We start from the raw sequence: 11,760 nt of genomic DNA, 5'->3' as shown, positions 1-11,760 counted from the left end.
TTTGAGCATTCTCAACAACCGCTTGATTATTTACTTTGATGTCGTAAGCAAAGTTATCACCCTTACCATTATTAGTATCTACAACACTGATGCTGTTATCACTTGAAGTTACCGTTGTACGGCTTGCTTTCATTTGCTTAACATTTACTGCATCACCATCTTCTTTACCATCCCCAAGATTGGTAATGGTATCGCCGTTCATATTGATACCGTCGCCATTGATAGTCGGACCGTTATTTACCGTAATACTATCAATATCTTTCAGATCTTTATTTAACTGAATGGTTAATGTGTCGTTCTTATCTGCAACTACATTAATATTACCTACAGCTGATTTGAAGCTATCCGAAGCTGCTTTATCAACACCATCACCCACAATTTTCACGACTGTGTTTAATTTGTGGCGGTTTAACGCTTCGTTATTACCGGTAAAGATTAAACCATCGTTTAAGGTTGCAACCTGCTCCGGCTCGCCATTTGGTGTACCGTCCGGATTAGTTGGTTGGTAAACAATACGAGTTGTACCATCTTTACCCGGTAAACCGTTTTCACCTTTATCGCCGTTCACGCCTTGCGGACCAGCTTCTGATTTAAAGGTTAAACCATCTTTACCGTCTTTGCCGTTTAAGCCGATAGAACCATCTTTACCGTTAAGGGTAACAGCTGAACCGTCTTTACCGTTTACACCAACAGAACCGTCTTTACCTGGTTTACCGTCTTCACCTTTCTCACCGAAAGTTACGTTATCTTTAGTTTCAACCGTAATTTTACCTGCAGCTTGGGTAACTTTAATGTTGTTACCTGCATCAATCGTTACGATATCGCCCGGGTTAATTAACTCTTCTGTTGTGCCAGATACTTCCCCTGCACTTGCAGAAGTTGTTAATTTAAAGCCAGAATTGTTGATTGCATCAGCAACTGTTTTAGCATCTACTAATTTGTCGCCATCTTCATTTGAAGGGGCATCAACTTTACCATCTTTGTTATCATCTTTTAACTCAGTCTTATTCACAGATAAGTCAAATTCATTTGCACCATTAGCATTTTTGCCTGTAGTTACTTTGATTGAATTATCTTTAGAAATAACCGTTTCTTTAGATTCTTTTAATTGCTTAACATTTACTGCATCACCATCATCTTCACCATCTTTAAGATTAGTGATCTTATCGCCGTCCATATTAATACCATTATTATTAATAGTTGGACCATTATTGATAGTGATACTATTGATATCTTTAAGCTCTTTAGCTAATTTAATGTTTAACGTATCTGTACCGTCTGCTTCAACAGCAATATTGCCACTAGAAAGCTCGCCAGTCGCTCCACCCTTAACATTTACTTTTTCGCCCAGTTTACGAGTTACATCGTTACCTTTATCGCCACCGAAAGTTAATGGTTTAAATGCTTGTTCTGCCGTTTTGTTAATAGCTTCATTAATGTTATTAACAGTATCGCCATTTACGGTAATCGGCGAGTTAGTTACGGTTACATCGCCAACTTTTAAGCCTTCATTATTGATTGTAGTATCGCCAGCTTTAACGCTATCAACCACTAAATCTTTCTTAGTTGCTACAGTATAAGTAATACTACCATCATCATTTTTACTTTCACTAACGTCGATATTATCGCCTTCAACCACTTTCGTTCTAGCTGCATTCGCTACTGCTTTTAATTGTGCTACGTTTACCGCATCAGTATCTTCTGTACCTGCTGCTACAGAGGTAATTTGTCGTGTAATACCATTACCTACGTCGCCCACAGACACAGCTGCTGCCGTTGATTTCCAAGCTGGAGATTCATCTTTATTTGCATCTAATGGGTTAGCACCAACGATACCTTTGTCTGTACTTGCAACTGATTTACTACCTAACGCAACACCATCAACTACGCTTACTACAGTAGATGTACCGATCGCAATACCATTTGTTTCAGTAGCTTTTGATGAAGAACCAATAGCGATTGTATCTGTAGCTGTTTGTGAACCAGAAACTGATGCACGACCTAAAGCAATAGACTGAATACCAACTGCCTGAGATTGAACACCTGATGCAATACTAAATTTAGCAGCAGCAGTTGAACTTGCACCTAAAGCTGTTGCTGATTCACCTGAAGAAACTGCACCACGTCCTAGAGCAACAGCACTGCCCTCTGTTGCTTTAGCTTTACTACCTACAGCTAATGCACCATTTTTAGTCGCATTCGATTCTTCACCTAATGCCATACTTACAAAGCCATTCGCTTTAGCATTTGTACCAATAGCCATAGCAGAACCTGAGTTCGTAGCATCTGGATTAGTATCGAAACCATCTGCTACTGCCCCAGTACCAATCGCCATATCACCTTGTTTATTAGCTTGTGCATTGATACCCGCTGCTAATGCATTTACACCTTTAGCCCCACCAATTCCATCAACATTATCTAAGTTGGTATCATTACCTGTTTGAACTTGACCTGTAGCATTGGTATGGAAGTAGTTTTTCGGTGTTTCTGCTTTTGGCAGAGCATCGGTATTAACCGTTAGGTTACCGTCTGTGCCTACTTTGATGGTGTTGTTATCAACTTTTACATCATATTTAACTGTATTTTTACCATCAACTACTGAAGCGGTTGCTTTTGTGCCATTACCATCTACGAAGTTTACGGTGTCGCCTGGATTCACGACTTCTTCGGTGGCTGTGCCGTTACCTGCTACTCTAAAGCCTGAGTTAGCAACGGTATTAGCCAGTACATCAGCGGTTACGAATGTTGGGGCTGGCTCTTCATTCGGAGCAAATACTTTGCCTGTAGCTGCCTCAACAACAACGGCATCTGGATATACAAAGTCATCTGCTGGCTGGCGTACTTGTAGTTTTGATTTGTTGATAGACAAATCAAATACAGTTGAACTACTTGAGTCTTTTGATTCTTTTACCGTAACAGTTTTATCATCTGAAGTTACTTTCTCTCTTGATTTCGCAACTTCATCAGCCACCATATAAAGCTGTGAACCGTTAATTGCATCAGTCGAGGTGTTCGTAATTTGACCTGCTGCGACATTTTGAATTTGGCGTTTTGTATTCGCATCACCCACCGATACAACATAGCTTTCTGTGCCAGATCTGTGCAGAATACTATTACCTGCAAAACCACTATAGGTAATGCCATTTACTGTTGCTTCATTTGTGCTAACACCGGCTTGAGCAGTAGAGAATGTACCTAATGCCACCGCACCAATTAAATTTTCGCCAACGTTTGCATTAGCACCTACTGCGGTACTATAGTTTGACGCGGTAGTTGCTTCACGCCCTAGTGAAGTACTGCTCTGCTGAGTCGCTGATGCCTTGTAACCTAATGCAACAGAGTTAGTACCAGTTGATATTACGCTTGATTCATTACCAATAGCGATAGAACCATTAGCAGCTGATGATGCCTTGTTACCAACTGCGATGGCATAATCTGCAGTTGCATTGGCTTCACGACCGCCCGCATAACTACCGGTACCCATTGCTTTAGCAGAAGAACCAATTGCTGTTGCATAAGTTTTAGATGCTACAGAATCTACACCCACAGCTAATGATTGATGAGCTGATGCGTTAGCATTGTTTGAGATGGCAGTAGAGAAGTTACCGGTTGCTTTAGTGTTAGAGCCAACAGCCACAGCATTTGTACCCGTTGATAATGACTGACCACCCATTGCAAATGAGTGCGTGTTAGTCGCATTGGCTGAGTCGCCCACAGCGATAGATTTATCACCACTACTTTTCGATGCAGCACCGATAGCAATCGATTTGGTATTGCTTGCATTCGCTTGTTCACCGATAGCCACAGCTGCTGTCGCTCCTGCAGCTGCTACTGTCTGAGTACCTAGTGCAACAGAGTTAGTCCCGTGAGCTTCTGATCTGAAACCAATTGCATTGGCTGCTTCGCCTGTTGCATTTGCAAGGCGGCTTAATGCTACAGCATTTTCTTTAGTGGCGTTCGTTTCACGACCGATAGAGATAGCTGAAACGGCACTTGCATTCGCTGTTAGACCCTGAGCAATAGCACCTACTTCTGTTGCCTTTGCGTCTGTACCAATAGCATAGGCATTATCAGCTGTCGCTTGGGCACTATCACCCATAGCAAGAGATTGATTGCCTTGAGCTTTAGAACCAGTACCTAATGCAATAGATGATATTCCTGTCGATTGAGCACCGGCAGCACCAGCAAATGAACCATCTTTAGTAGCTAATGCACCTACACCTAATGCCACAGAAGCAGTACCGCTAGCTGAAGTACGGGTACCAAAGGCTGTTGCCAACGCTCCCTTAGCTTGAGATTGCACACCAACAGCAACTGAACCCTCTCCAGCTTCAGTTCCTGTGTAACGATTAGGCATACCTGGCGTTCTAGTTACCTGATTTCCACCCACAAGGCTATTTTCAAAGTGTACTAAAATATCACCAGTCAATTGCTCATATTTTTTAGCAGCAGCCGTATTATTAAAAGCTTTAGCTTGTTCAGCCGTAAGAGTTTGATTGTTCCAAACCGGGGGTTGAGAACTAGCTACTTTGTCTAAATCATCACCACCAATTGCAACAGACGAATTACCGGCAGCCTTTGCTTGAGCACCTAAAGCAGTTGATTGATCACCCGAAGCAACGGTTTGATAACCGATAGCAACTGACTGCTGATTCTCGCCTCTTTGCCCGGAGCTATTTAATGTATTAGCTTGATAGCCAATAGCTACACCACCTGTAATCGCTTTTGCTTCATGACCAAGAGCTACGTTTTGAGCTGCCTGACCTGAAGAATTGGAGTAAGATATAGCTCCGTTACCAATAGCAATACCTTCGCTCGCTTGCACAACGGCATTATCCATCATAGCAAGCGTTTTATCAGCATCTCCACCTGTAACACGACCATTCAGAGATGAGTAAGCCCATACTGATGATGATAGCATCATCCCCGCTGCTAATGCAGTTAAAGTGAACGTTTGTGCAACAAATCTTGAGCTTTTAGAGCCGACTGTACAAGAAGATGATTTGCCCTGTGCTTTGGCAAATTCAGCCACTGCGGTAAATACACCCGTTTCTTTGTTAAAAACAATTTTAAAAATTTTATTCATTAAGAATCCCTAATAAGGTTTATATGTGAAATATTCAAGCTGCAACATTACTACTTAAATGGGACGCATTATATAGATTAATGATTAGGCTGTCTGTATAGCAATTTAGAAAAGAGTAAATTAATTGTAAAGATAGATAATATCTATTTTTGTTCATAAAAATATTAATAAATTCAAATAGTTAAAAATCATTTTTTAGGAGTTAAATTTACTATCTAACTGTTCTTTGATTAAAAACAGAAACGAAATACAACCAGAGAGTGAAACTATCAGATAACAATACTAATAATTTAGCAGATAAAACCATTCAGGCATTAGAAGCGTTTTTACATACGCTGACTGATGAGAGGTATAGAAAATAAGGTTACAAGCGGTAAAATTTTGTGAAAAATTTACCGCTTGTATTTTACTGTTTTAATCCTTTTTCTAACTGTTCTAGTTCTTTGAGATCTTCAAGCTCCGCTTCCTGCTGTTTTAGATATTTACGCTGAGTATCAAATTTTTCATATTGTTCTCTAGCAAAGCTTTCCATTTGTTTATGCGTAATCGTTCCACCATTTTCTAACACAGGAAAACCGTTAAACTCAATCAACATATCTACATTTCTTCGCCAAAAACCTAGTGTTAAATCTTGATTATTTTTCACTCTTAATTCTGCACTCTCAAGGAAAATCATCACTATACGATTTAAAGAATCTAATTCGTCATTATTTAAGTAATTTTTAGCGGTAATAATATCCCCTTTGCGTACAATTTTACCTTTCCAACCGGTTAAACCCATATTAGCTTTTGTTGCATCAGCTCGTTGGCAAATAAGTTCGGCTGCCGTTTGTTTAGTAATTGCGTAAATCAGCTTATTTTGCGTTTCTGCAAAGAACATTTGCGTATTTTTATCTGTTTTATCGTAATCGCTAGATAGCTTAAATAGCTCTCGTACTTTTTGATAAAAACGCAACTCACTGGCTCGAATTTCCCGAATTTGCTCGAGCAATTCATCAAAATAATCTAACCGTCCTTGAGGATTTTTTAGCCGTTCAGTATCCACCAAAAAGCCTTTATCCAGATAAGAGCGTAATGTGGTATTCGCCCATTTTCTAAATTGCACCCCTCTTGGGCTACGCACACGAAAACCTATTGCTAAAATCATTGCCAATGAGTAGTGTTTTACTTGATAATTTTTACCATCTTGGGCAGTTATCAAATAATCCTTGATAACTGAATTTTCATCTAACTCATTGTCTTTTAATATATTTTTAATATGCTCGGCTATATTTTGAACAGAGGTGTCAAAAAGTTCTGCGAGCTGACTTTGTGTTAGCCAAGCCTCATTTTCAACCACTAACAAGGCTACATTGCTTTTACCATCTTCAGTATTATAAATAATTAAATCGTTCATATTTTATTCTGCTTATTGCTGGAAATATTAGCTGTTATTTTCAATAAAATATGTATAAATATCCAGAAATGATTTTGATTTTTTCGATGCAGATCACAAAAATAGAGGAGTTATACAAACAAGCGGTAAAATTTTGTGAAAAATTTACCGCTTGTAAAAGGTTATTTATCCGCTAATTTGGCAAGGAGTTTTTGATGAATGCCGCCAAAAGCTCCGTTGCTCATCACTAAAATATGATCGCTTGGTTTGGCTTCGTTAGCAACTCGTTCCACTAAATCATCAATATTTGCTGACCAATAGGCTGGTTGTGATAACGCATTGGTAATCTCACTCACACTCCACGCAATAATATCGGGCTGATAAACAAATACCGCTTGAGCATCGTGTAGGCTTGGGGCAATTTCATCTTTATGCACGCCCATTTTCATTGTATTAGAACGCGGCTCTAGTACCGCTAAAATACGTTGGTTCTGCCCGACTTTGCCACGTAAGGCATCAATGGTAGCTTCAATCGCCGTTGGGTGGTGGGCGAAGTCATCATAAACGGTAATGCCGTTTACTTCGCCTTTGACTTCCAAGCGGCGGTTAGCGTTAATAAATGAGCCTAATGCGTTACACGCCTTTTCAACCTCAACACCTGCGTGATGAGCGGCTGCAATTGCCATTAGAGCATTGTGCATATTGTGTTTGCCGATAACCGACCAATGTACTTCGCCTTTTTTATCACCTAAATGAAACACTTCAAATTGTGAACAATCGGCATTCAATGGCTTAGCAAACCATTCATTTTGTTCGCCAATAAATTGTAATTGGCTATAGCTGCCCATTTTGAGCGTATCTTGTACGTTTTTATCCGCAATTGCCGATAAAATACAGCCGCTTTGTGGCATCGTTCTGACTAAGTGGTGAAATTGGCGTTGAATCGCTTTTAAGTCATCAAAAATATCAGCGTGGTCAAATTCCAAATTATTGATAATCAGCGTTTTCGGCGTGTAATGCACAAACTTAGATCGTTTATCGAAGAAGGCGGAATCGTATTCGTCCGCTTCAATTACAAAGAATTTGCTATTGCCTGCACGGGCAGAAATGCCGAAATTGCCCGCCACTCCGCCGATTAAAAAGCCTGTATCAATGCCGTTTTGGTCTAAAATCCACGCCAACATTCCTGTTGTAGTGGTTTTGCCGTGCGTGCCGGAAACAGCAAGCACCCATTTATCTTTTAATAAATGATCGTGTAACCATTGTGGTCCGGAGGTGTAATTCAGTTGGTTATCCAACACATATTCGACGCACGGATTACCACGACTCATCGCATTTCCGATTACCACCAAATCAGGAGCCGGCTGCAATTGGGCTACATCGTAATTCGGGATAATTTCAATGCCGTGAGATTCTAAAAAGGTACTCATCGGCGGGTAAACATTGGTGTCTGACCCTGTAACTTTATAACCAAGTTCACGAGCGATCATTGCGACACCACCCATAAAAGTGCCGCAAATACCTAAAATGTGGATATGTTTTTTCATTTTCATCTATTTAAAAGTGCACAAGCGGTCGTTTTTTACAAATTTTTTGCAAAAAAGAACCGCTTGTATAGTTAATCAATTAATCAATATTTTTCAATTCTTCTTCAGACAGTTGCTCTTGTTGATTTTGCTCAACACTGCCATCTTTTACTTTAAATTCTAAGTTTTGGAAGTAGGCTTCACGGAAGGTTACATACGGATCTTGTGCTTGTTTTAACAATGCATCTTGCTCCAATAATTTAGAGCGGGTATCAATACCCTGCACCACATATTTTGCAACCGACCAAGGTGTGCCTACATAAGTCAGTACGGAATAGCTCGTTTCTACCGCACTACCGATGCCTTGACGTGGTGTTGTTGCTCCATAAGCAGGTAACATAACATAAGAGCCGGAAGGCACGCCATTTGCCCCTAAACTTTCGCCTAAGCTACGCTGTCCGTTATTTAAACGTAAGCCGTCATCTAAGCTCGCCCAGTCAATTAAACCGCCTAAGCCGAAGATACTGTTGATCCAGAAGCGGTTGAAGTGAACCATTGCTTTCTTGCCCTCACCTTCTAATAGTCGATTAACAAAACTGACAGGTTCATCAAGGTTATTTGCTACATTCACTAAACCTGTTTTCACTGGGCTTGGCACGTAGTCTTTCCAGCCTTTTGCAACAGGTTTTAACACATAAGGATCTAAATAATCGTAGTTTACTTTCCACATTGCACGGTTGAAGCCCTCTAATGGGTCATCACGCACACCTGTTTCAGGATTAATGCTTGAAGAACAAGCGGTTAAAACCGCAACGCCGAGTACAACAAAAAGTTGTTTTAATGATGATAATTTCATAAGTTTACCTTTTAGGAATAAATTGAGGTCATTTTAACGGAGTTCATTAAAAATACAATACAAAATAAAATACGATTTCCTTTAGAAATCCAGACGTCTAGATTGTTATATGCCTCGCTTTTGATTACAATACGAACAAATCATAAGGAGTATTAAATGGCAGACTGGAACGGTGAATACATCAGCCCCTATGCAGAACACGGCAAAAAAAGCGAACAAGTGAAAAAAGTAACGGTGTCAATTCCAATTAAAGTATTGGAAATTTTAACCAATGAACGCACACGCCGCCAAATTAAAAACCTTCGCCACGCTACCAATAGCGAATTATTATGTGAGGCTTTTTTACACGCCTTTACAGGGCAACCTTTGCCAAACGATGACGATTTAATGAAGGATAGGGCTGATGAGATCCCTGAAGCAGCAAAGCAGAAAATGCGTGAGTTGGGGATTGATCCTGATGAATGGCAATATTAAAACCACCTCGCGTCAGCGAGGTTCTTTTTATGGAATTTAAGGAGAAATTATGTATCAACAATTAGCCAGAGAGGCTCGCTGGGCAATCTTGCTCACACTACTCTATATTTTAGGGTGGATAGGTTTTGCTTATTTTTCGCCACAAGGCAGAGGTATTTTCGGCTTTCCGATTTGGTTTGAGCTTTCTTGTATTTTTTTACCTATTATCTTCACTCTAATAGCAATTATTGTGGTTAAAAAAATCTATAAAAATATCGATCTTGAGGTACATAATGAATAATGAAATGATCTTACCGCTCATTGCCTATCTGCTTTTTGTATTTGGTGTGGCTTTTTATGCATATCGTCAGCGTCAAGGTGGTAGTTTTATCTCCGAATATTATATCGGCGGTCGTTCAATGTCGGGCTTTGTACTGGCAATGACAACTGCTGCAACTTACGTTGGGGCAAGTTCATTTATTGGCGGACCGGGTGCTGCGTATAAATATGGCTTAGGCTGGGTATTACTGGCGATGATTCAAGTGCCTGCCGTGCTATTTTCTTTAGGTGTATTAGGTAAAAAATTTGCCTTACTTTCCCGTAAACATAATAGCGTAACCATTAATGATATGTTGCTTGCCCGCTATCAAAATAAATTTGTGGTATGGATTGCAGGCTTCGCCTTACTACTCTCCTTTTTTGCAATGATGGCGGTGCAATTTATTGGTGCAGGGCGTTTACTTGAAACAACTCTCGGCATTCCTTACCAGACTGCCGTGATTATCTTTGCTATTACTGTAGGGCTTTATACCTTTATCGGCGGATTTAGAGCTGTTGTTTTAACCGATACCATTCAAGGTTTAGTAATGATGGTAGGAACAACTATTCTACTCGGTGGGGTAATTTATGCCGCTGGTGGAATAGAAAATGCGATGAATACGCTTGAAGCAATTAATCCGCAACTTACTACCCCTTACGGTATTGATGAACGCCCACTTGATCTCACCTTTATGGCTTCATTTTGGGTGTTAGTTTGCTTTGGCTTAGTCGGTTTACCACATATTGCAGTGAGAAGTATGGCGTATAAAGACAGCCAAGCTCTACATAAAGCGATGATTATTGGCACTATCGTCATTGCGATTTTGATGTTTGGTATGCACCTTTCTGGTGTGTTAGGTAGAGCGGTTGTGCCTGATCTAAAAGTGCCGGATCAGGTGATCCCAACCTTAATGGTGCAAGTACTTCCTCCAATGGTTGCAGGTATTTTCTTAGCTGCACCAATGGCAGCTATTATGTCATCTATTGATTCAATGCTGATCCAATCTTCATCAACCTTGATCAAAGATCTCTATTTAGCTATCAAACCAAATGCAATTAATAACGAGAAAAAAATTAAATTATTCTCCACCATTACTACTCTCACATTCACGGTGTTTTTAGTATTTGCAGCCCTTAATCCACCCGATATGTTGATTTGGCTCAACTTGCTCTCTTTAGGCGGTTTAGAAGCCACATTCCTTTGGGTTATTGTATTAGGGCTTTATTGGGAAAAAGCGAATGCCACAGGGGCAATTTGCTCAATGTTGGCAGGATTAAGTAGTTATATTGTGATGACAACATTTAAGATCACTATTTTCAGCTTCCACGCTATTGTGCCTTCACTAGTAATTGGGTTGGTTGCGTTTATTATTGGTAATAAGCTATCTCGAAAATAAACAATGCTTCTCTAAAAAATAGTTCGACAATCTCAGTTCATCTCTACAGAGCTAATAGCATAAAAACAAAGCCCCTTTCTGATTAGAAAGGGGCTTTAATTATTATATTAGCATATTAGCTAAATCTTATTACCATTGGTAACCAACACCTGCACCTGCGGAGAAGTTTCCTTGACTGTTCGCAGTACCTTGAAGTTTCAAGATAAGCTTACCATTATCACTTGCTCTTGAGTAACCAACTGCCACTGCAGAAGCACCACTATAAGTACCACCAGCTGCTGCGACCATTGATTTACCCGGAATGTAAACTTGTGGTAATGAAGCCGCTGCTGCTGAGCTTGCACCGATACCACGTACACGTTTATCAAGTTTATCAACTTTGTTATTAATGTTAGTAACATCGTTTTTCACTTGTTTTAACTGTCTTACATTCACCGCATCAGTATCTTTCACACCATCTGCAACGTTAGTAATCTGTTTATTACCAGCATTAATACCGTTGTTATTGATAGTTACATCGCCTACTTTCACTTCGTTAGCAGTTACTGTATCAAACGTTGGTTTCATTGATGTTGCAACCGTTACTTCTGAACCTTTGCGTGAAACAACAATATTATTGCCACCTTTAATAGTCGCTTTACCATTGTTAGCTACTCGAGTTGATCCGGTGTTTTCTGCAACATTACCATCAACCATTAAATCCCAGCCCGTGTTTTGGATAACATTGTACAACTGACTACCGTTTACTG

Annotated in this window: 8 protein-coding genes; 3 read left to right on the top strand and 5 right to left on the bottom strand. The window is 40.0% G+C overall.

Annotated elements, in window-relative coordinates; all coding sequences use genetic code 11:
* The 4 genes from V6W77_RS10795 to V6W77_RS10780 form a co-directional block, all read right to left on the bottom strand.
* Positions 1-5,086: ESPR-type extended signal peptide-containing protein (locus V6W77_RS10795; protein WP_334254629.1), on the bottom strand; the 5,086-nt coding region annotated here is incomplete at its 3' end.
* Positions 5,087-5,492: 406 nt separating this feature from the next.
* Positions 5,493-6,482 carry a virulence RhuM family protein gene (locus V6W77_RS10790; RefSeq protein WP_334254628.1) on the bottom strand — a complete coding sequence of 330 codons (990 nt, stop codon included), beginning with the start codon at positions 6,480-6,482 and terminating at the stop codon, positions 5,493-5,495.
* A 161-nt stretch (positions 6,483-6,643) separates the two neighbouring features.
* Entirely contained in the window at positions 6,644-8,008 is a 1,365-nt protein-coding gene (gene mpl / locus V6W77_RS10785) for a UDP-N-acetylmuramate:L-alanyl-gamma-D-glutamyl-meso-diaminopimelate ligase (protein WP_334254627.1), read from the bottom strand.
* A gap of 79 nt (positions 8,009-8,087) precedes the next feature.
* Entirely contained in the window at positions 8,088-8,843 is a 756-nt protein-coding gene (locus V6W77_RS10780; RefSeq protein WP_025235217.1) for an MlaA family lipoprotein, read from the bottom strand.
* Between the two features lie 156 nt (positions 8,844-8,999).
* Here V6W77_RS10780 and metJ point away from each other — a divergent pair, with 156 nt between their 5' ends.
* From metJ to panF, 3 genes are read left to right on the top strand one after another with little or no spacing between them, the layout of a single operon-like run.
* Positions 9,000-9,317, top strand: coding sequence for a met regulon transcriptional regulator MetJ (gene metJ, locus V6W77_RS10775; RefSeq protein WP_025235216.1), 318 nt, complete (start codon positions 9,000-9,002; stop codon positions 9,315-9,317).
* A gap of 49 nt (positions 9,318-9,366) precedes the next feature.
* The gene (locus tag V6W77_RS10770) at positions 9,367-9,597 is read left to right on the top strand and encodes a YhdT family protein (protein WP_038643848.1); all 231 of its coding nucleotides are present in this window, start codon (positions 9,367-9,369) and stop codon (positions 9,595-9,597) included.
* The gene (gene panF / locus V6W77_RS10765; protein ID WP_334254626.1) at positions 9,590-11,011 is read left to right on the top strand and encodes a sodium/pantothenate symporter; all 1,422 of its coding nucleotides are present in this window, start codon (positions 9,590-9,592) and stop codon (positions 11,009-11,011) included. Before V6W77_RS10770 ends, panF begins: the two co-directional genes overlap by 8 nt.
* A gap of 129 nt (positions 11,012-11,140) precedes the next feature.
* On the opposite strand, the gene V6W77_RS10760 is transcribed toward panF, so the two are convergent.
* The coding region (locus V6W77_RS10760; protein WP_334254625.1) for a YadA family autotransporter adhesin at positions 11,141-11,760 on the bottom strand (620 nt) is incomplete at its 5' end.

The organism is Mannheimia indoligenes, assembly GCF_036880405.1.
GTDB classification, from domain to species: domain Bacteria; phylum Pseudomonadota; class Gammaproteobacteria; order Enterobacterales; family Pasteurellaceae; genus Mannheimia; species Mannheimia indoligenes.
Note: the sequence above shows the minus strand (reverse complement) of the source record. Positions and strands in the feature narration are given on the sequence as shown.

Bases quoted from the DNA above. Each gene is read 5' to 3' on its own strand.
- metJ (WP_025235216.1), top strand. From the start codon at position 9,000: ATGGCAGACTGGAACGGTGAATACATCAGCCCCTATGCAGAACACGGC.
- V6W77_RS10790 (WP_334254628.1), bottom strand. From the start codon at position 6,482: ATGAACGATTTAATTATTTATAATACTGAAGATGGTAAAAGCAATGTA.
- panF (WP_334254626.1), top strand. From the start codon at position 9,590: ATGAATAATGAAATGATCTTACCGCTCATTGCCTATCTGCTTTTTGTA.
- V6W77_RS10780 (WP_025235217.1), bottom strand. From the start codon at position 8,843: ATGAAATTATCATCATTAAAACAACTTTTTGTTGTACTCGGCGTTGCG.
- V6W77_RS10770 (WP_038643848.1), top strand. From the start codon at position 9,367: ATGTATCAACAATTAGCCAGAGAGGCTCGCTGGGCAATCTTGCTCACA.
- mpl (WP_334254627.1), bottom strand. From the start codon at position 8,008: ATGAAAAAACATATCCACATTTTAGGTATTTGCGGCACTTTTATGGGT.